Here is a 20,339-nt window from a genome sequence, read left to right on the forward strand (position 1 = left end):
GGGGGTCTCCTAGTACTTCAGCAGGTTGGTGTCGTCGACCGAGGCCGAGCGCCGGGTGCGGAAGATGGCCATGATGATCGCCAGGCCGACCACGACCTCGGCGGCCGCGACGACCATGACGAAGAACGCCATGATCTGGCCGTCGAGCCCGCCGTTGATCCGGGCGAACGTGACCAGCGACAGGTTCACGGCGTTGAGCATCAGCTCGATGCACATGAACACGACGATCGCGTTGCGCCGCACCAGCACGCCGACCGCGCCGAGCGCGAACAGCAGCGCCGAGAGCAGCAGGTAGTACGTCGGGGTCATTCCTTCTCCCCTTCGGGTTCCGAACCGACCAGCGCGTGCGCGTCCGGGTGCTCGACGTCGTCCGAGACGAGCTTGCGTTCCTTGGCCAGCTCGATCGCCGAGGTCGACTCGATGATCGCCGAGAGCGACTCCGGGGCGATCGAGCCGTCCGGCAGCAGCGCCGGCGTGGCGACGGAGTTGGCGGTGGCGAAGACACCCGGGCCGGGCAGCGGCGAGGGCCGGTCGTGCTCGCCGCGGAAGCGGTCGACGACCAGTTCCTTCTGCGTCTTCTTACCGCCCTTGGCGTGCCGGTCGGTGAAGGCCAGCACCATCGCGCCGATCGCGGCCGTGATGAGCAGCGCCGACGTCAGCTCGAACGGGAACAGGTAGTCGGTGAAGATCAGCTTCCCGAGGCCCTTGGGGCCACCGCCCGCCGACGTCGTCGAGTCGAGCGGCGTCGCCGGGGTGACGTTCTCCATGGCCCGGTAGATGCCCGTGGCCAGCAGCGCGGCGATCCCGATGCCGAGCACCGTCGCGGCCAGCCGCTGTCCGCGCAGGACCTCGACGACCGAGTCGGAGCTCTCCCGGCCGACCAGCATCAGCACGAACAGGAAGAGCATCATGATCGCGCCCGTGTAGACGATGATCTGCGTGAAGCCCAGGAACGGCGCCGACTGGATCATGTACAGCGCGCCCAGGCTCAGCATCGTCAGCACGAGCCACAACGCCGAGTGAACGGCGTTGCGCGAGAAGATCATGCCGAGCGCGCCGAGCAGCGAGAGCGGCCCGAGGATCCAGAACGCGATGGCCTCACCGGTGGTGACGCCCGCGGCCGCGCCGGTCGGGGTCTGGGCCAGAAGGGCGGTGATCACTTCGAGGCCTCCCCGCGCGCCAGCTCGGGGCCGTTCACGTAGTAGTCCTGCTCGTTGTCGCCGAGCCGCATCGGGTGCGGCGGCTGCTCCATGCCGGGCAGCAGCGGGGCGAGCAGGTCTTCCTTCGTGTAGATCAGCCGCTGGCGGTCGTCGTCGGCCAGCTCGTAGAAGTTGATCATCGTCAGCGACCGCGTCGGGCACGCCTCGATGCAGAGGCCGCAGCCGATGCAGCGCAGGTAGTTGATCTGGTAGTCCGCGCCGTACCGCTCACCCGGCGAGTACCGGGCCTCCTCGGTGTTGTCACCGCCCTCGACGAAGATCGCGTCCGCCGGGCACGCCCACGCGCACAGCTCGCAGCCGACGCACTTCTCGAGGCCGTCCGGGTGGCGGTTCAGCTGGTGCCGGCCGTGGTACCGCGGCGCGGCGGGCGCGCCCGCCTCCGGGTACTCCTCGGTGGCGACCTTCTTGAACATCATCCCGAAGGTGACGCCGAAGCCCTTGACGGGATCAAAGAACCCCATCTTGCGCTCCTTCCTTTGCGGTACCGACGGCCGCCGGCTTGCGGCGGGCCGCCTTCGCCTCGGCCTTGGCCAAAGCCTTCTGACGCGGGGTGGTCTGCGGGACCTTGAGGTCGAGCGGCGGGACCGGGAAGCCGCCGCCGGTCACCGGCACGGTCTCGCTCTCCTCTTCACGGCCCGACACGCGGACGTAGAAGAACAGGGCGACGACGATGAAGATCGCGACCGCGGCGACGATGATCGACACGGTGTTCCAGGTGATGACCTTCGCGAAGGTGACCATGACGATCCACACCAGGTTCAGCGGGACCAGGACCTTCCAGCCCAGGCGCATGAACTGGTCGTAGCGCAGGCGGGGCAGCGTGCCGCGCAGCCAGATGAACCCGAACAGCAGGACGAACATCTTCGCGAAGAACCACAGCAGCGGCCACCAGCCGGTGTTGAGGACGTTGTTCCCGATCAGCGACAGCGGCCACGGGGCCATCCAGCCGCCGAGGAACAGCGTGGTCGCGAACGCCGAAACGATCACCATGTTGACGTACTCGGCGAGGAAGAACATCGCGAACTTCATCGAGCTGTACTCGGTGTGGAAGCCGCCGACCAGCTCCGATTCGGCCTCGGGGAGGTCGAACGGGGCGCGGTTGGTCTCGCCGACCATCGAGATCAGGTAGATCACGAAGCTCGGGACCAGGTAGAGGAACCACACCTTGTGCTGCGCGCCGACGATGTCGGCCAGGTTCAGCGACCCGGCCTGCAGGATCACCGCGACGATCGAGAGGCCCATCGCGATCTCGTAGGAGATCACCTGCGCCGCGCTGCGCATGCCGCCGAGCAGCGGGTACGGCGAGCCCGACGACCAGCCGGCGAGCACGATGCCGTAGACGCCGATCGAGGAGCAGGCCAGGATCACCAGCGCGCTGACCGGCAGGTCGAGCAGCTGCAGCACGGTCCGCTCGCCGAAGATCGAGACCACCGGGCCGAACGGGATGGCCGACAGCGCGATCAGCGCGGGCACCACGCACACGACCGGCGCGAGGAAGTACACCTTGCGGTCGGCCGTGTCCGGGATGATCTGTTCCTTGAACGGCAGCTTGATCGCGTCCGCGAGGGACTGCAGGTAGCCGCCGGGGCCGACGCGGTTGGGGCCGGGCCGGTTCTGCATCCGGCCGACGGCCTTGCGCTCCCAGACGATCAGGAAGATCGTGAAGATCGGCCCGATCAGCAGGATGACCACGCACTTGATCAGGATCAGCCACAACGGGTCGTCCGCCAGCAGCGCCGCCCGCGTCGCCGCGTCCGGCACACTGCCCACGGGCACGTCCGTGACCTGTGTCAGCAGCGGGATCATTGCTCACCCCCAGCGAGGTTCACCACGGCGCCATGGCCGGCGCCGAGCGTCTTGAACACGGCGGAGCCGTCGGAGTTGCCCGGCAGCCACACGACGCCGTCGGGCAGGTCCGCGATCTCCACGGGCAGCGTGATCGCGCCGCGCTCGGTGCTCACCTTCACGGTGGTCCCGAGGCCTTCGGCGGTCTTCGCGGACAGCCGCGCGACCGGCGTGCGCTGGGTGCCCTTCAGGTGCGGCTCGCCGTCCTGCAGGGACCCGTTGTCGATCAGCTGGCGCCAGCTCGACAGGACTGCCTGGCCGGCACCCGGGGCCGCCGTGGCGCCCCCGGTCTCCGCCTCGACGTTCCCCCAGCGCAGCGCCGAGGCCGGGCCGAGCTTCTCGAAGTCGCCGCGGGCGGCGGCCGGCGTCTGCGTGAACAGGTCGGCGTCCATCTCGACGGCGAGGGTGTCGAGCACCCGGCAGTCCGGCAGGGCGCCGGTGCCTTCGAGGGTGACGTCGAACGGGCGGGTGCGGCCCTCCCAGTTGAGGTAGCTGCCCGCCTTCTCGTCGGACGCCGCCACCGGGAGCACGACGTCCGCGCGCTCGGTCACCGCGCTGTGGCGCAGCTCGAGGCTGACGACGAACCCGGCGTTGTCCAGCGCGCGCAGCGCGAGGTCCGGGTCCGGCAGGTCGTACGGGTCGACGCCGCCGACGACCAGGCCGCCGAGGTCGCGACCCGAAGCCGCCTGCAGGATGCCGGTCACGTCGCGGCCCGGCGTGGCCGGGATCGGGACGCCCCAGGCGTTTTCGACGGCCACGCGGGCCGAGTCGTCGCCCACCCGGTGCCCGCCCGGCAGCAGCGTCGGCACGCAGCCGGTGGCCAGCGCGCCGCGGTCGCCGGCGCGGCGCGGGATCCACGCGAGCCGGACGCCAGTGCGCTCCACCAGGTCGTGCAGCGCGGAGAACAGGCCGGGCACCTGGGCGGCGCGCTCGCCGACCAGGACGACGGCGTTCTCGCCGCGCAGGGCCTCGTCGAGGTCCGGCGCGTGCTTGGCGATGCCTTCGATCGCGGCGGCCTCGGCGCCCGGGACGCAGGCGAGCAGCTCGCCGAACGTCTTGCGCACCGACGACGTCGTCCACTGTCCCAAGTGGACGACCCGGGTGCGGTTCTTGCGGGCCGCCTTGCGCAGCCGCAGGAACACGATCGGGGCCTCGTCCTCGGGCTCGAAGGCGACGCACAGGACCGTGCGGGCCCGCTCGATCTCGCCGAAGGTGACGCCGGACTCCGGCGTCACGCCCACGACGTGCGAGGTGAGGAACGCGAGCTCCTCGGCCGAGTGGGCGCGGGCCCGGAAGTCGACGTCGTTGGTCTGCAGCGCGACGCGGGCGAACTTCGAGTACGCGTAGGCGTCCTCGACGGTCAGCCGGCCGCCGGGCAGGACGCCGACGCCGCCGTTGGCGCGGGCCTCGGTGAGCCCCGTCGCGGCGGCGCGCAGCGCGTCGGTCCAGGACGCCTCTTCCAGCTCACCGGTCTCGCGGTTGCGGACCAGCGGACGCCGGATGCGGTCCTCGGCCGTCGTGTAGCGGAAGGCGAAGCGGCCCTTGTCGCAGATCCACTCCTCGTTGACTTCCGGGTCGTCGCCGGCCAGCTTGCGCTGGACCTTGCCGCGGCGGAAGTCCGTGCGCTCGACGCAGCCGGACGAGCAGTGCTCGCAGACGCTCGGCGAGGACACCAGGTCGAACGGGCGGGAGCGGAACCGGTAGGCGGCGCTCGTCAGAGCACCGACCGGGCAGATCTGGATGACGTTGCCGGAGAAGTAGGACTGGAACGGCTGGCCGGACGTCGTCCGCGACGCCATGTCGAGGACGTCCGCCGTCTCCGCGGTGCCGATCTGCTGGTGGGCGCCGCGTTCGAGGAGCTCGATGAACGGGTCGCCGGCGATCTCGCGGGAGAACCGGGTGCAGCGCTGGCAGAGCACGCAGCGTTCGCGGTCGAGCAGCACCTGCGTGGAGATCGGCAGTGGCTTCGGGAACGTCCGCTTCGTATCCACGAATCGAGATTCAGTCCGGCCGTGGGCCAAGGCCTGATTCTGTAGCGGACACTCACCGCCCTTGTCGCAGATCGGGCAGTCCAGGGGGTGGTTGATGAGCAGGAGCTCCATCACGCCCTGCTGGGCTTTGTCCGCGACCGGCGACGTCAGCTGGGTCTTGACGACCATGCCGTCGGCGACGGTCATCGTGCAGGACGCCTGCGGCTTCGGCATCGGCCGGCCGCCCATCTCGACCTCGACGAGGCACTGGCGGCAGGCGCCGGCCGGGTCGAGGAGCGGGTGGTCGCAGAACCGCGGGATGACCGTGCCGAGGCGTTCGGCCGTGCGGATCAGCAGTTCGCCCTTGGGGGCGATGACCTCTTCGCCGTCGATGACCAGCTTCACGTGGCCTTCGGGGACCGGCGTCTCGGTCGTCTCGGGCTTGTCGGGGGCGATCGTCATGCCTCTGCTCCCACCAGCTCACGCTTGTTCGACTCACACAGAGCCAGGAATTCGTCGCGGAAGTACTTGATGCCGCTCTGGATCGGCGACACCGCGCCGTCGCCGAGGGCGCAGAACGACCGGCCGAGGATGTTGTCGCAGACGTCGAGGAGGGTGTCGATGTCCTCTTCGGTGCCGTGGCCCTCGACCATGCGCTCGAGGATCTGGGCCAGCCAGTACGTGCCTTCGCGGCACGGCGTGCACTTGCCGCAGGACTCGTGCTCGTAGAACTGCGTCCACTTCATCACGGCCCACGGCACCGACACGGTCTCGTTGAAGACCTGGACGGCCGTGGTGCCGAGCATCGACCCGGCTTCCGCCGCGCCTTCGAAGTCCAGCGGGACGTCGAGGTGCTCGGCGGTGAACATCGGGGTCGACGAGCCGCCCGGGGTCCAGAACTTGAGCGGGATCCCGTCCTTCATGCCGCCCGCCATGTCCAGGAGCTCGCGCAGCGTGGTGCCGAGCGGGCACTCGTACTGGCCGGGCTTCTCGACGTGGCCGGAGATCGAGTAGATCTTCGGGCCGGGCGACTTCTCGCGGCCCATCTCGCGGAACCAGCTGGAGCCGCCGTTGACGATGAACGGCGCGCTCGCGATGGTCTCGACGTTGTTGACCGTGGTCGGCGCCGCGTACAGGCCCGCGGCCGCGGGGAACGGCGGCTTGAGCCGGGGCTGGCCACGACGGCCCTCCAGCGAGTCGAGCAGCGCCGTCTCCTCACCGCAGATGTACGCGCCCGCTCCCGCGTGGACGGTGATCTTGAGGTCGAAGCCCGAGCCGAGGATGTTCTCGCCCAGGTAACCGGCCGCTTCGGCCTCGCGGACCGCCGCGTTGAGGCGGCGGATGCAGTGCAGCGCCTCGCCGCGGACGTAGATGAAGCAGTGGTTGGAGCGCATCGCGTACGAGGCGATGATGCAGCCTTCGATGAGCGAGTGCGGGTCCGCCATCATCAGCGGGATGTCCTTGCAGGTACCGGGTTCGCCCTCGTCGGCGTTGATGACCAGGTAGTGCGGCTTGTCGAAGTTCGGCGGCATGAAGGACCACTTGATGCCGGCTGGGAACCCCGCGCCGCCGCGGCCGCGCAGGCCGGAGTCCTTGACCAGCTGGACGAGCTGCTCGGGCGTCCCGGCGAGGGCCTTGCGGACGGCGGTGTAGCCCTCGAGCGCTTCGTACGTCCCGATCTGCCAGGAGTTCGGCGACAGCCAGCGCTTGGTCAGAACCGGAGTGATGGGGTCAGCCATTACTTCTTCTCCACTTCCGGGAGAGGGACATCGGAAGCCACCGGGGCGACCCAGCCGCGGTCCTGCGCGAGCTTCGCGCCTCGCAGCGTCTCGACGGCCTGCGAGGGGCCGTCGACGTCCCGGCGGAAGGCCGTCTCGTTCTCCGGGAAGAACCCCGCGAGCTGCAGCTCGGCGTTCTTGAAGCTCGACAGCGGCGCGCCGCGCGTCGGGGCCGGCTTCTTGCCCGCCCGCAGCGCGTCGACCAGGGCGACGGCCTTTTCCTCGGTCTGGTTGTCGAAGTACTCGTAGTCGACCTGGATGACCGGGGCGAGGTCGCAGGCCGCGAGGCACTCGGCGTGCTCGAGGGTGAGCGAGCCCGGCTCGTTCGGCGTGCCCGCGGTCTCGTTGTGCCCCAGCGGGTTCTCCTCGGAACCGAGGTGCGTCTGGAGCTTCTTGTAGATCGCGTCGCCACCCATGGCCGCGCACAGCGTGTTGGTGCAGACGCTCACGAGGTGCTCGCCGCACGGCTTGCGCTTGTACATCGTGTAGAACGTCGCGACCGCGCTGACCTCGGCGTCGGACAGGTCGAGCTGCTTCGCGCAGAACGCGATGCCCTCCTGGCTGACGTAGCCCTGCACGGACTGCACGAGGTGCAGCATCGGCAGCAGCGCCGAGCGGGACTGCGGGTAGCGCGCGATCAGCTCCTGCGCCTTCGCGTGGATGTCGGCGTCGAAGATGTCCTCGAGGGGCGTCTCCGTGATGATCCCGGCGGCGACATCGGGGTCCGGCGCGATGGCGACGACGTCGGTGTCGGGCCCGGCCGCGGCGTGCGTGGTGTCCGCGTAGTTCGGCCCGGGCTCGGGAACTGCTGTGCTCATCGGTCCACTCCCCCCATGACGGGGTCGATCGAGGCGATCGCGGCGATCACGTCCGCGACCAGGCCGCCTTCGGCCATTGCGGGCATCGACTGCAGGTTCACGAAGCTCGGTTCGCGCACGTGGACCCGCAGCGGCCGGGTGCCGCCGTCGGACACCAGGTGCGCGCTCAGCTCGCCGCGCGGCGACTCGACCGACGTGTAGACCTGCCCGGCCGGCACCTTGAAGCCCTCGGTGACCAGCTTGAAGTGGTGGATCAGGGACTCCATCGACTGGCCCATGATCTTCTTGACGTGCTCGAGCGAGTTGCCCATGCCGTCGCTGCCGATGGACAGCTGCGCCGGCCACGCGATCTTCTTGTCCTCGACCATGACCGGGCCCGGCTCGAGCTTCTCGAGGCACTGCTCGATGATCTTGAGGCTCTCGTGCATCTCGTGGACGCGGATCAGGTAGCGCGACCAGCAGTCGGCGCCGTTGTCGACCGGGACGTCGAACTCGAACTCGTCGTAGCAGGAGTACGGCTCGGTCTTGCGCAGGTCCCACGGCAGGCCGGCGCTGCGCAGCACCGGGCCCGTGACGCCGAGCGCGAGGCACGCGTCGACCGGCAGGTAGCCCACGCCCTTGAGCCTGTTCCGCCAGATGGGCTGCCCGGTGAACAGCTTGTCGTACAGCGGAAGGCGCTTCTTCATCGTCTTGATGAATTCGCTGACCTTCTCGTGGTAGTCCTCGGGCATGTCCTGCGCGAGACCGCCGGGGCGGATGAACGCGTGGTTCATGCGCAGGCCGGTCAGGTGCTCCAGCAGGTGCAGCACCTCTTCGCGCTCGCGGAAGCCGAGCGTCATCGCGGTGGTGGCGCCGAGCTCCATGCCGCCGGTGGCGATGTAGACGAGGTGCGAGCCGATGCGGTTGATCTCCAGCAGCATCACGCGCAGCAGCTGCGCGCGGCGCGGGGCCTCGATCTGCAGCAGCTTCTCGACGCCGAGGCAGTACGCCATCTCCGTCGAAAGCGGGGCCAGGTAGTCCATGCGCGTCACGAAGGTGACGCCCTGGGTCCAGGTCCGGTACTCGCAGTTCTTCTCGATGCCGGTGTGGAGGTAGCCGATGACCGACCGCAGCTGCGTGACGGTCTCGCCCTCCATCTCCAGCACGAGCCGGAGCACGCCGTGCGTCGACGGGTGCTGCGGGCCCATGTTGATGACCATGCGCTCGTCGTGCTGGGCGTCGGCGACGACGTCGTCCCAGTCGCCGCCGGAGACCGAGTAGACGCGGCCTTCGGTGGTGTCGCGGGAATCCGCTTCGGGGACTTCGGTGGTTTCGTCGTTGACAGTCACGAGTACGACCTCCGCTGGTCCGGCGGCGGGATTTCCGCGCCCTTGTATTCGACCGGGATCCCGCCGAGCGGGTAGTCCTTGCGCTGGGGGTGGCCGTCCCAGTCGTCCGGCATGAGGATCCGGGTGAGCGCCGGGTGGCCGTCGTAGACGATGCCGAACATGTCCCAGGTCTCGCGCTCCTGCCAGTCGGCCGTCGGGTAGATCCCGACCAGCGACGGCACGTGCGGGTCCTCGACGTCGAGGGTGACCTCGAGCCGGATCCGGCGGCGGTAGGTCAGCGACGTGAAGTGGTACACCGAGTGCAGCCGCTGCGGGACGTCGACGCCGTAGTCCACACCGGACACCGAGGACAGCAGCTCGAAGCGCAGCCCGCCGTCGTCGCGCAGCACCTTCGCGATCGCGACCAGGTGCTCGCGGGCGACGTAGAAGGTGATCTCGCCGCGGTCGACCGTCGTCTGCAGGATGGCGTCGGCCGGGATCTTGTTGTCCGACAGGGCCGCGTAGAACTCGTCGGCGAACTGGTCGAACCAGCCGCCGTACGGGCGCTCGGCCGGCGCGGGGCTGTAGGCCGGGAGCCGGACGCCGCCGTAGCCGGAGGTGTCGCCGGTGCCGTGGACGCCGAACATGCCCTGGCGTTCGCGGCCGGTGACGACCGGTTCGGCGGGACGGACGCCCTGCGGCTCGAGGCCGCCTTCGGGACGGTCGGCGCTGGACTGCTCGCCGCCGGTCTCAGGAGTTTCAGTCATCGCTTACTTCTTCGCGTACTTGATCGACGACGGGACGAGCTCGGTGCGGGCCCCGCTGGCGGCGCGGATGGCGGCGCGGCGGGCGTTGATCGGCTCGTCCTGGATCTTGGCGTGCAGCTTGAGGATCGCGTCCAGCAGCATCTCCGGCCGCGGCGGGCAGCCGGGCAGGTACATGTCGACCGGCACGACGTGGTCGACCCCCTGGACGACCGCGTAGTTGTTGAACATGCCGCCCGAGGAGGCGCAGACGCCCATCGCGAGCACCCACTTGGGCTCGGCCATCTGGTCGTAGATCTGGCGCAGGACCGGCGCCATCTTCTGAGTGACCCGGCCGGCGACGATCATCAGGTCGGCCTGCCGCGGCGTCGCGCTGAAGCGCTCCATGCCGAAGCGGGCGATGTCGTAGCGCGAACCGCCGACGGTCATCATCTCGATCGCGCAGCAGGCGAGCCCGAAGGTGGCCGGCCACATCGAGTTCTTCCGCGACCAGTTGACGAGACCTTCGAGGCTGGCCAGCAGGATGCCGTTGGGGAGTTTCTCTTCGAGGCCCATGGGTCTAGTTCCAATCCAGGCCGCCGCGCCGCCACACGTAGGCGTACGCGAAGCCGACCGTCGCGATGAACAGCAGGATCTCCACCAGGCCGAACGTGCCCAGCGCGTTCGCCTGCACGGCGAACGGGTAGAGGAAGACCATCTCGATGTCGAACAGGATGAACAGCATCGCGGTGATGTAGTAGGCCACCGGCATCCGCCCGGCGCCGACGAGCGGCTGCGGGGACGGTTCGATGCCGCACTCGTACGCCTCGAGCTTCGCCTTGTTGTACCGGCTGGGTCCGACGAGCGGGCCCAGCAGGACCGACAGCACGGCGAAACCGAGCGCCAGGACGAACAGGATCACGATGGGCAAGTAGGGCTTCAGGCTCGGGGCCTCTTGCGCCAGCTGCACCGTGTCGGTTCGGGTCAGCAACGTCAGCACGGGGTCTTCGCCATCCTTTCCGCGCCGATGCGGTTGTGCTTGTGGTGGGGAACCGCTTGGCCTCGTCGGCACCCTAAGGGACCTGGGTCACACCGCCGAGGGTCAGGGTCTCCTTACGGCCCGTGGCTGCGCCGGGGCCCGCTTGTGAAATAGTTCACAAGCCACTCGTCGTGGATGTGAAGCGATTCACAAAGCATGGGGGGAGTCTAGGACGCGACTCACACTCTTGTCCCTAGGGCCCCGTGTTATAAGGGCACCCTAAGTTCCTGCGCCAACGTTGTCACGGCTCGATGACGGCGCGCGTGCGACCTGCGCGAAGTCTCCGCAAGATCACTTCTTGACCGGACAATCCGGACATCACGGTGTGAGCTATCCCACTGGCCGCACGGCCAACTTGCTAGGCCACTCGTGTGTCCGCGCGTGCGGAAAGACTGTGCCCGCAGGGGCATCACGCGTGTCTGGAGAGGCATCACGCGTGTCTGGAGAGGCATCACGCGTGATTGGGCGGGCATCACGCTGATGCCCCTCTGATCACGCGTGATGCCTTGCCGATCACGCGTGATGCCCCGGAGCGCACGGGCGTGGGGTCAGCGCGGGGTGGGGGTGGCGCGGGCGAGGGCGGCGATGAGGCGGTCGACGCCGTCGCCGCCCTTCGCGTCGTAGCAGCCCGACAGGCCCTTGTAGACCAGCGGCAGCAGCTTGTTGATGCGCAGGCCGTACTTGGTGCAGGCGTGCATGATCTTCGGCTTGCCGATGATCTTCGCGAAGACGTTGCCGAGGCGGTAGTAGCCGCCCATCAGCTCGCCGACGGCCCGCGGGTACGCCTCCAAAGCCCGCTCGCGCGACGGGCCTTCACGACGCGCCAGCGCCTGGACGACGACCTCCGCCGCGACCTGCGCGGACTCCATCGCCGCCGAGATGCCCTCGCCGTTGAACGGGCTGACCATGCCGCCCGCGTCGCCGAGCAGCAGGAGGCCGTCGCGGTAGTGGGGGGTGCGGTTGAAGCCCATCGGCAACCCGGCGCCGCCGACCTTGCCGATCGCGTTCTCCTCGCGGTAGCCCCACTCCTCCGGGGTCCCGTCGAGCCACTGGCGCAGCAGCGCGCGGTAGTCCGTGTTCCGGAACGACGCCGACGTCGACAGCATGCCGAGGCCGACGTTCACCGTGCCGTCGCCGAGCGGGAACGCCCAGCCGTAGCCGGGCAGCAGCTTCGGGTCGCGCGGGTCGGAGCGGTCCCACAGCTCGAGGTGGCCCTCGATGAACGGGTCGTCGTGGCGCGGGCTCTTGTAGTACTGGCGCACCGCGACGCCCATCGGGCGCTTCTCGTTCTTCTGGATGCCGACGCTCAGCGCGAGCCGCGCGGACACGCCGTCGCAGGCCAGGACCAGCGGCGCGCGGTAGTGCACCGGCGTCCGCTCCGGGCCGACCTTCGCCTCGACGCCGACCACACGCCCGGCGGGGCTGGTGATCGCGCCGGTGACCGTCGTGCGCTCGTACAGCCGCGCACCCGCCTTCACCGCGAGCTTCGCGAGCAGGTCGTCGAAGTCGTGACGGGTCCGCGAAACGCCGTACGGCGGGTAGCTCGTCAGGTCGGGCCAGTCGAGTTCGAGCGTGAGGTCGCCGGTGAGGATCCGCAGGCCGCGGCTGTGCACCCAGCCGGCGTCCTCGCTGGTGTCGATGCCCAGGTCGATGAGCTGCTTGACGCCGCGCGGGGTCAGGCCGTCGCCGCAGACCTTCTCGCGCGGGAATTCGGTCTTCTCCAGCAGCAGGACGTCGACGCCCGCTCGTGCCAGGTAGGTGGCCACGGTGGACCCAGCGGGCCCGGCGCCGACGACGATGACTTCGGCGTCCTGGTCTGCGGTGCGTCGCGTCATACTCGCGAGTCTAGGCAGGCTTGCGCGCCCGGTGGATGGCCACGACGCCGAATGTGAGGTTCAACCACTCGACGTCGGTCCAGCCCGCGCTCGCGATGATTTCGCCGAGGGTCCGCTGGTCGGGCCAGGTGAGCATCGATTCGGCCAGGTAGGAGTAGGCCTCGGGGTTCGACGACGTCCGCTTGCCGACCCAGGTCAGCAGCCGCAGCATGAACCGCCGGTGGACGAACCGGATCGGCGCGAACGGCGGCGTCGAGACCTCGCAGATCACCAGGCGGCCGCCCGGTTTCACCACGCGGGCGATCTCCGTCAGCGCCGCCTTCGGGTCGACGAAGTTGCGCAGCGCGAGGGAGATCGTCACGGCGTCGAAGCTCTCGTCGGCGAACGGCAGGTTGAGCGCGTCAGCCGCCACCATCGGCACGTTGCGGTGCTTGCCCGCGCGGAGCATGCCGAACGAGAAGTCCGCGGCCAGGCACCAGGCGCCGCCGCGGGCGTACTCGACCGTGGACACCCCGGTGCCGGCGGCCAGGTCCAGGACCTTCTCGCCGCGGCGGGCGTCGAGCACGCGGGCGGTGGTGGTGCGCCAGCGGCGGTCGAAGCCGAAGGTCATGAACGAGTTCGCCCGGTCGTACCCGGACGCGACGCCGTCGAACATCGCGGCGACTTCGTGCGGGTCCTTGTCCAGGCTTGCGCGTGACATGACACGAATCTAGACCGGTGCGCCGGGACGTTCAGCGGAAGGTGGCCAGCATCCCGGCCACGGCGGCGGGCCAGGTGAACTCCTCCGCGCGGGCCCGGGCGGCCGCGCGGCGCAGGTCTTCGGGGCTGTCGAGGAGGTCGGTGACCGCCGAGGCGAACGCGGGCGCGTGGTCGTCCACCGCCGCGCCGCAGCCCGGCCGCACGATCTCCCGCAGCGCCGACGACGCCGACACCACCACCGGCGTCCCCGAGGCCAGGGCTTCCAGGGCGGCGAGCCCGAACGTCTCGTGCGGGCCCGGCGCCAGCGAGACGTCCGCGCTGGCCAGCAGCCGGGCGACGTCGCCGCGGCCGGACAGGAACCCCAGGAACGTCACCGGCAGGCCCCGCGCCCGGCGCTCCAGCGCGCGCCGTCGCGGGCCGTCCCCGGCCACCACCAGCCGGACCTTCACACCGGCTTCGGTCAGCGAAGCGACGGTGTCCACGCTGCGCTCCACGTGCTTCTCCGGCGACAGACGTCCACAGTGGACGATCAGGGCGTCCGCTCCCCCGGCGAGGTCGGTGCGCCAGCCGTCGTCGCGCATCGCGGGGCGGAACGTCGCCAGGTCGACGCCGAGCGGCACCCGGTGGACGTTCGGCGCGGCGATCCGGTCGAACTCCGCCCGCGCGAACGCCGTCGTGCAGACGACCGTGTCGTAGCTCGCCGCCATCCGCCGGTTCGCGACGTCCGCGACGCGGCGCGCCACCGGCTCGGGCAGCAGGAACTGCTCCAGGAGCCGGTCGAGGCGCTCGTGGGAGATCACCGTGCTCGGGACGCCGTGCCGCCGCGCCCAGCCACCCATCCCCCGCAGCGTCAACCGGTCCGACACCTCCAGCCGGTCCGGCTCGAGTCTTCGCAGGACCGCGCGGACGCGGTGCGGGTCGACGGCCCGGTAGCCGCCGGTGCCGGGGATCTTCGGCGCCGGGAGCGAGAACCGGCGCACGCCGGTCGGCAGGACTTCGTCGGCGTAGCGCGTACCGGGCACCACGAGTGTGACGCTGTGGCCGCTCGCGACGTACCCCGCGCCGAGGTGGTGCAGCGCCGTGCGCAGCCCGCCCGAGCGCGGCCCGTAGAAGTTGGCGAGCTGGACGATGTGCATCGTCAGGCCGCGCGGGCGGCCCGGCCCTGCACGGCTTCGTAGTGCCCCATCAGCTCGCGGCAGACGGCCGGCCAGGTGCGGCCCAGCACGACCTTGCGCGCCTTCTCGCCGAGCCTCGCCCGCAGCGCCGGGTCCCGCAGCGCGCCGACCTTCTCGACGAGCGCGGGGCCGAACCGCTCGCGGTCGGCGGGCAGCAGGTAGCCGGTGCGGCCGGGCAGGACGAGGTCCTTCGGGCCGCCCGCGTCCGGCGCGAGGACCGGCAGGCCCGACGCCATCGCCTCCTGCACCGCCTGGCAGAACGTCTCGTGCGGGCCTGTGTGCACGAAGACGTCGAAGCTCGCGTACGCCGCGGAGAGGTCTTCGCCGTACTTCGCGCCGAGGAAGGCCGCGTCGGGCAGCTGCTCCCGCAGGCTTTCGAGCTCGGGCCCGTCGCCGACGACGACCACGCGGATCCCGGGCATCCCGGCGAGCGCGGCCAGCCGGTCGACCTCCTTCTCGGGCGCCAGCCGTCCGACGAACCCGACGAGCAGCTCGCCGTCCGGCGCCAGCTCGGCCCGCAGGTCCGGGTCGGCGTGCGCCGGGGAGAACCGCTCGATGTCGACGCCGCGGGCCCAGCGGTGCACGCGCGGGACGCCGTGCAGCTCCAGCTGCTCGACCGAGTCGCTGGACGGGGCGAGGGTCCGGTCGGCGCGCGAGTGCAGCCGCCGCACCCAGCGCCACGCGGCGCGCGCGGCGATGCCGAAGCCGTACGCGGCGGCGAAGCCGGCGATGTCGGTCTGGTAGACCGCGATCGACGGCACCCGCAGCCGGCGCGCCGCGGCCAGGCCCCGCGCGCCGACGACGAACGGCGACGCGAGGTGGACGACGTCCGGGCCGAACGCGGTGAGCGCGTTCAGCACCGTGCGCGTCGGCAGGCCGATCGGCAGGGAGTTGACCCCGGGGAAGTCGAGGGCCGGGATCCGGATCACCGGGGCGCCACGGTAGGAGTCCGGGCCGGGGCCGGGCGCGATGATCAGCACGTCGTGCCGGCGTTCGCGCAGGTGCTCGACGACCCGCAGGACGGAGTTGGTCACGCCGTTCACCTGGGGCAGGAAACTTTCGGTGACTATGGCGACTCGCACGATCCGACGATCGCACCCGATCCTGGCGGCCGCGTGACACGGCGGCCAACGCTTCCGGAACAGATCGGCTACGACATGTCATCTCAAGGTCGTGTCCCGGAAACCAGGCTGGCCCAGACTAAGCAGGCATGACCCTCTTGTCCTCCCGGCCGCCGCGGCCCGTCGAGCCCGGCCTGCTGTCGAGGGCGCTCGAAGTGGCCGGGCGGCTGGCCAACGACGCCACCGACGTGATCACCGCGACCGCCGGCCGCGGTGCGCACCCCTCGACACTGGATTCGCCGTTCGACTGGGTCACCGACACCGACCGCATCCTGGAGCGGCACACCCGGCGCGTGCTGACGGCGGAGTTCCCGGGCATCCCGGTGGTCGGCCACGAGTTCGGCGCCGACCACGGCGCGGACGTCGCCGAGTACCGCTGGGTGGTGGACTCGGTGGACGGCACGGCGAACTACGTCGCGGGCGTGCCGTGGTGCGCGTACAGCCTGGCGCTGGTCGACGCGTCCGGACCGGTGGTGGGCGTGGTGGCGGACCCGTACCGGGCCCAGATCTACGCGGCCGCGCGCGGACGAGGGGCCCGCGCGAACGGCAAGCCGGTCCAGCTGGCCGACCGCTGCGTGACGGCGGGCGCGATCGTCTGCACGGAGCTGGCCCGGAAGGGCCCGTGGCCGGGGATGGGCGGCTTCATCGAGCGCGCGGCGGCGGCCCACGCCGGGGTCCGGGTACTGGGGTCGGCGGCGTTGTCGATCGCCCAGGTCGCGCTGGGGCACGCGGCCGCGGCGGTGCTGCACAGCTACCACGAATGGGACGTGGCGGGCTCGGTGGCGATGGCCATCGAGGCCGGCGCGGTGGTGCTGGACAAGCACGGCGAGGACACGGCGCTGCCGACGGACGGCCTGCTGGTCGCGGCCCCCGGAGTGGCGGACGAGGTGCTGGGCTGGTGGCAGGAGACGGCCCACGCGGGATGAACTTTCCCGTGAAACTGACGCTCCGGGTCAGGCCGGGGCGGGCACCTTCGTGCGCTTGTTCACCCGGCGGATCCACCACAGCAGCGGCCCGGCCACCAGCCACGTGAAGAACACGAAGCTCCCCAGCGGCAGCAGCGTCAACGTCGCCGAGCGACCCGCGACCCGGGCCAGCTCGGGGTCCGACGCGTCGTACTCGATGCGGACCAGCTGACCGGCGGCCAGGCCGTCCGGGTACAGGACGCCGTTCGACGGGCTGTGGACGATGCCGTCCGGGGTTTCGAAGTGGATGATCGTGCGGTCGAACGCCACCGAGTCCACCGTGGCGTTCGCCGTGCCCAGCTGGGCTTCGATCGCGCCGTCGTTGCGGATCGCCGCGAAGAGCAGGCAGACGCACATCACGGTGAGGAGCGAGGCGACGCCGAGGGTGGCCCACCACCCGACGCGCCTCACCCGCTCACCTCTCGTGCTCACGCCGCGAGCGTAGCGGCTACCCCGCGTGTTCCGCGGCGAGGTTCCGGTGGTTCTGCTGGATCTGGTCGAACGACTTGGGCTTCACCGAGGCCGTCCGGGCCGCGAAAGCCGCCGCGCCGTTCGGGCCCACGGACGGCTTGCCCGCGGTGTACAGCCAGGTCTGGAACAGGTCGTGCAGCGGCTTGCCCGAGACCTTCTCCGCCAGCGCGATGAAGTCCAGGATCCGCCCGTTCGACCCGCCCCGCTGCGCCTGCCACGTCTTCAGGATGGTGAAGAACGCGTCGTCGCCCACGGCGGTCCGCAGCGCCTGCAGCGTCAGCGCGCCGCGGTCGTAGACGGCGTTGTCGAACTGGTTGTCCGCGCCCGGGTCGGCCGGGACGAGCTTCCACAGGTCGCCGTCGGCCGGGTTGGAGTCGTACGTGTACTGCGCCAGCTCGGCGACGGTGCCCTCGCCCTCGTGCTCCGACCACAGCCACTCGGCATAGGACGCGAAGCCCTCGTTCAGCCAGATGTCGCTCCAGCGGCCCAGCGAGACGTTGTCGCCGAACCACTGATGGGCGTTCTCGTGCGCGATCAGCGTCGTGTTCGAGCCCGCGCGGAAGTTGCGCACGCCGTAGGTCGGCCGGGTCTGGTTCTCCAGCGAGAACGTGATGCCGCTGGTCACGACACCGCCTTCAGCCTCAAACGGGTACGGGCCGAACTGGGTGGCCAGGAACTCGTCGATCTCCGGGGTCCGCTCGACGCTGGCCTTCGCCGCGTACAGCGAGTCGCCCAGGTCGGAGCCGTACGCGGTGATGAACGGCTTGCCGTCCGGGGTCGTCGACTGGTTCAGCTCGTACTTGCCGACGATGAACGACGTCAGGTACGTGGCCTGCGGCTTCGTGCTGCGCCACTGCCAGCGCGTCCAGCCGGCGCGGCTCTTCTGCGTCCGGACCAGGGTTCCGTTGGTGACGGCAACGTTGTCGTCCGGGGCTTCGATGGAGACGTCGTAGGTCGCCTTGTCGGTCGGGTGGTCGTTGGCCGGGAACCACCACGCCGAGCTCTGCGGCTCGTCGACGCCGAGCGCGCCGAAGGACCCCTTCTTCCACGCGTTCAGCCCGTCGACCTTCTCCGTCGACGGCGTGTCCGAGTAGGCGACGACGACGGTCGCGGTCTGGCCCTTGAGCAGCGGCTGCGCGGGCGTGACGACCAGTTCGCCGTTGCCGGTCTGGTTCGTGAACTGGGCCGGGCGGTTGTTCACCCGCACGCTCGACGCCTTCAGCGCGAAGTCCAGGTCGAACCGCGACAGGTCCTGCGTGGCGGTGAGCAGCAGCGTCGTCGTCCCGGCGAGGACGTCGGTCGCGGGCTGGTAGGTCAGGCGGATGTCGTAGTGCAGGACGTCCGTGCCGCCGTTGCCGGCGTTCGGGTAGTAGGGGTCACCGACACCGGGTGCGCCGGGCGCCGGGGCCGCACTGGCGGTACCCACGAGCAGCACCGAGGCGACGCCGGCCGCGAGCGCGCCGAGGCCGGTGCGAGTTCTTGCACGCATTCGAATCCCTCCAACGGGTGAGGATCAGCGCGCTCGAACGTAGCCAGCCAAGAAGGGGCCAGGTACAGCCGAAGGAAGGTTCTTGCCTACTGGGATCAAGATCGGAAACCGCTTGACGTGGCGTTATGTCCCGATCAGCCGGCCGAGACCGCGGTGGACACCGCCGCCCGCAGGCGGGCGTGCAGGTCACGGTGCCGCGACCGGTCGACGCGCACCTCGACGACCCGCAGACCCGGCGCCGGCCGCAGGGCTGCGCGGAACTCCGTCAGCGTCTCCGCCACCACGTGCGGCACCCGGTACCCCGCGCACAACGCGCCGAGGTCGGCCCCGTGCGGCGTCCCGAAGACGCGCTCGAAGCTCGCCGCGTGCTCGGGCGCGCCCTGCTCCAGCAGCGAGAAGATGCCGCCGCCGTCGTCGTTGCAGACCACGATCGTCAGGTCCGGGCGCTGCTCCGCGGGGCCGGTCAGCAGGCCGGACGCGTCGTGCAGGAACGTCAGGTCGCCCAGCAGGGCGTACGACGGGCCGCGGTGGACGTACGCCGCGCCGATGGCCGTCGAGACCGTGCCGTCGATGCCCGCGACGCCGCGGTTGCGGTGCACCAGGACGTCCGGGCGCAGGCGGCCCGCCAGGGCGACGTCGCGCGTCGGGTTGGACGAGCCGACCACCAGCAGCGAGTCCGCCGGCAGCGCGTCCACCAGCTCCGACGCCAGGCGCAGGCCCGAGGGCCACGGCTCCGCGGCCAGCACCGACGCCACCGCCGAGGACGCGGCCGCGTCGGCGCGGCGCCAGCTCGCCAGCCACTCCGGGTCGGCCGGCTTCGTCGGCTCGTCGAACCACTGCCCGACCTGCCGGACGTTGTGCGCGGGCGCCGGCCAGTCCGAGTCCGGGCGGACCAGCAGGACCTCGACGTCGGCGTCCGAGATCACCTTCTGGATCTGCCGGAACACCGTCGGCCGGCCGAGGCAGAGGACCTGCTCCGGCTTGTGCTTGGTGATGAACTCCTCGACGCCCAGCAGCCACGCGCCGGACGAGATCGCCGTGCCGCCGGACAGGCCAAGGCCGCCGGTCTCCGACACGACCGGCCAGCCGTGCTGCTCGGCCCACTCGCTGGCGGCCTGGACGCCGGTGTCGCACGCGATCACCAGGCCGTGGCGCGCCGAGGGCACGACGAACGACGGCAGCGCGCCGAAGTCCGGCAGCTCGGTCCAGCGGGAGCCGTCGGGACGGCCGTCGAGGGACTCGTACCACTCACCGGCAGCACCACTGTCGTCGAGGTCGGGCACGAGGGGTTCGCGGAACGGGATGTTCAGGTGCACCGGGCCGCAGCGCCACTCGCCGTAGGCGGCGTTCCACGCCCGGCAGATCTGGCTGCGCCAGTACGAGTTCTGGCCGGCCCGCCGCTCGGCGACGGCCAGCTCGTCGAAGTAGCGGACGGCGTCGCCGTAGAGCTGGTGCTGGTCGATCACCTGCGACGCGCCCGCGGCCCGCAGCTCGGGCGGCCGGTCGGCGGTCAGCACGATCAGCGGGACACCCGCCCGGTCGGCCTCGAGGACGGCGGGGTGGAAGTTCGCCGCCGCGGTGCCGGACGTGCAGAGCACGGCCACCGGGCGGCCGGTGCGCGCGGCGATGCCGAGGGCCAGGAACGCGGCGCCACGCTCGTCGATGCGGACGTGCAGCTGGAGCTTCCCGGCCGCCGCCGCGTCGTACAGCGCGATGGACAGCGGCGCGTTGCGGGAGCCCGGGCAGAGGACGACGTGCGAAACGGTGTTGCGGACGAGTTCGTCGACGATGACCCTGGCCTGCGCGGTGGAAGGGTTCACCGGCAGGCTCCAGACTGATCGCAAATGTCCACAGGTCCTATTCT

At 70.7% G+C, this 20,339-nt stretch carries 19 protein-coding genes; 1 reads left to right on the forward strand and 18 read right to left on the reverse strand.

Features of this window, described 5'->3' with window-relative positions; translation table 11 throughout:
* Positions 1 to 9: 9 nt before the first annotated feature.
* The 15 genes from nuoK to ACWEN0_RS33340 all read right to left on the reverse strand — a co-directional run bounded on the left by nuoK (position 10) and on the right by ACWEN0_RS33340 (position 15,463).
* Positions 10 to 309, reverse strand: coding sequence for an NADH-quinone oxidoreductase subunit NuoK (gene nuoK, locus ACWEN0_RS33270; protein ID WP_003081840.1), 300 nt, complete (start codon positions 307 to 309; stop codon positions 10 to 12).
* Positions 306 to 1,160 carry an NADH-quinone oxidoreductase subunit J gene (locus tag ACWEN0_RS33275; RefSeq protein ID WP_451982624.1) on the reverse strand — a complete coding sequence of 285 codons (855 nt, stop codon included), beginning with the start codon at positions 1,158 to 1,160 and terminating at the stop codon, positions 306 to 308. The genes nuoK and ACWEN0_RS33275 overlap by 4 nt, the downstream gene beginning before the upstream one ends.
* The gene (nuoI, locus tag ACWEN0_RS33280; protein WP_451982627.1) at positions 1,157 to 1,681 is read right to left on the reverse strand and encodes an NADH-quinone oxidoreductase subunit NuoI; all 525 of its coding nucleotides are present in this window, start codon (positions 1,679 to 1,681) and stop codon (positions 1,157 to 1,159) included. Before nuoI ends, ACWEN0_RS33275 begins: the two co-directional genes overlap by 4 nt.
* A complete protein-coding gene (gene nuoH, locus ACWEN0_RS33285) occupies positions 1,668 to 3,026 on the reverse strand; it encodes an NADH-quinone oxidoreductase subunit NuoH (RefSeq protein WP_451982630.1) in 1,359 nt (452 codons plus the stop codon). Before nuoH ends, nuoI begins: the two co-directional genes overlap by 14 nt.
* Positions 3,023 to 5,497 carry an NADH-quinone oxidoreductase subunit G gene (locus ACWEN0_RS33290; protein WP_451982633.1) on the reverse strand — a complete coding sequence of 825 codons (2,475 nt, stop codon included), beginning with the start codon at positions 5,495 to 5,497 and terminating at the stop codon, positions 3,023 to 3,025. Before ACWEN0_RS33290 ends, nuoH begins: the two co-directional genes overlap by 4 nt.
* Entirely contained in the window at positions 5,494 to 6,774 is a 1,281-nt protein-coding gene (nuoF, locus tag ACWEN0_RS33295) for an NADH-quinone oxidoreductase subunit NuoF (RefSeq protein WP_451982636.1), read from the reverse strand. The genes ACWEN0_RS33290 and nuoF overlap by 4 nt, the downstream gene beginning before the upstream one ends.
* Positions 6,774 to 7,631 carry an NADH-quinone oxidoreductase subunit NuoE gene (gene nuoE, locus ACWEN0_RS33300; RefSeq protein WP_451982639.1) on the reverse strand — a complete coding sequence of 286 codons (858 nt, stop codon included), beginning with the start codon at positions 7,629 to 7,631 and terminating at the stop codon, positions 6,774 to 6,776. Before nuoE ends, nuoF begins: the two co-directional genes overlap by 1 nt.
* Complete coding sequence (locus ACWEN0_RS33305; RefSeq protein WP_451982642.1) at positions 7,628 to 8,959, reverse strand: NADH-quinone oxidoreductase subunit D; 1,332 nt, start codon at positions 8,957 to 8,959, stop codon at positions 7,628 to 7,630. The genes nuoE and ACWEN0_RS33305 overlap by 4 nt, the downstream gene beginning before the upstream one ends.
* Complete coding sequence (locus ACWEN0_RS33310; RefSeq protein WP_451982645.1) at positions 8,956 to 9,705, reverse strand: NADH-quinone oxidoreductase subunit C; 750 nt, start codon at positions 9,703 to 9,705, stop codon at positions 8,956 to 8,958. The genes ACWEN0_RS33305 and ACWEN0_RS33310 overlap by 4 nt, the downstream gene beginning before the upstream one ends.
* Positions 9,706 to 9,708: 3 nt before the next feature.
* A complete protein-coding gene (locus ACWEN0_RS33315) occupies positions 9,709 to 10,257 on the reverse strand; it encodes a NuoB/complex I 20 kDa subunit family protein (protein WP_451982648.1) in 549 nt (182 codons plus the stop codon).
* Between the two features lie 4 nt (positions 10,258 to 10,261).
* Positions 10,262 to 10,681, reverse strand: a complete 420-nt coding sequence (locus ACWEN0_RS33320; RefSeq protein ID WP_284750520.1) for an NADH-quinone oxidoreductase subunit A — start codon at positions 10,679 to 10,681, stop codon at positions 10,262 to 10,264.
* A gap of 587 nt (positions 10,682 to 11,268) precedes the next feature.
* Positions 11,269 to 12,555 (reverse strand): geranylgeranyl reductase family protein, encoded by a 1,287-nt coding sequence (locus tag ACWEN0_RS33325; RefSeq protein WP_451982651.1) that lies wholly within the window; start codon positions 12,553 to 12,555, stop codon positions 11,269 to 11,271.
* A gap of 10 nt (positions 12,556 to 12,565) precedes the next feature.
* Complete coding sequence (locus ACWEN0_RS33330) at positions 12,566 to 13,255, reverse strand: demethylmenaquinone methyltransferase (RefSeq protein ID WP_451982654.1); 690 nt, start codon at positions 13,253 to 13,255, stop codon at positions 12,566 to 12,568.
* A gap of 31 nt (positions 13,256 to 13,286) precedes the next feature.
* On the reverse strand, positions 13,287 to 14,390 hold the full coding sequence (locus ACWEN0_RS33335) for a glycosyltransferase family 4 protein (RefSeq protein ID WP_451982657.1): 1,104 nt from the start codon (positions 14,388 to 14,390) through the stop codon (positions 13,287 to 13,289).
* Between the two features lie 2 nt (positions 14,391 to 14,392).
* Positions 14,393 to 15,463: a glycosyltransferase family 4 protein gene (locus ACWEN0_RS33340; RefSeq protein WP_451982660.1), complete on the reverse strand. Its 1,071-nt coding sequence runs from the start codon at positions 15,461 to 15,463 to the stop codon at positions 14,393 to 14,395.
* Between the two features lie 176 nt (positions 15,464 to 15,639).
* On the opposite strand from ACWEN0_RS33340, the gene ACWEN0_RS33345 reads away from it, so the two are divergent.
* Entirely contained in the window at positions 15,640 to 16,476 is an 837-nt protein-coding gene (locus ACWEN0_RS33345) for an inositol monophosphatase family protein (protein WP_451982663.1), read from the forward strand.
* 27 nt (positions 16,477 to 16,503) lie between these two features.
* Here ACWEN0_RS33345 and ACWEN0_RS33350 read toward each other — a convergent pair whose 3' ends face one another.
* The 3 genes from ACWEN0_RS33350 to menD all read right to left on the reverse strand — a co-directional run bounded on the left by ACWEN0_RS33350 (position 16,504) and on the right by menD (position 20,295).
* A complete protein-coding gene (locus tag ACWEN0_RS33350) occupies positions 16,504 to 16,947 on the reverse strand; it encodes a DUF3592 domain-containing protein (protein WP_451982666.1) in 444 nt (147 codons plus the stop codon).
* Between the two features lie 16 nt (positions 16,948 to 16,963).
* Positions 16,964 to 18,475 (reverse strand): M1 family metallopeptidase, encoded by a 1,512-nt coding sequence (locus ACWEN0_RS33355; protein ID WP_451982668.1) that lies wholly within the window; start codon positions 18,473 to 18,475, stop codon positions 16,964 to 16,966.
* A 134-nt stretch (positions 18,476 to 18,609) separates the two neighbouring features.
* Positions 18,610 to 20,295 carry a 2-succinyl-5-enolpyruvyl-6-hydroxy-3-cyclohexene-1-carboxylic-acid synthase gene (menD, locus tag ACWEN0_RS33360; protein ID WP_451982671.1) on the reverse strand — a complete coding sequence of 562 codons (1,686 nt, stop codon included), beginning with the start codon at positions 20,293 to 20,295 and terminating at the stop codon, positions 18,610 to 18,612.
* Positions 20,296 to 20,339 lie beyond the last annotated feature (44 nt).

This window comes from Amycolatopsis sp. NPDC004378 (assembly GCF_053602455.1).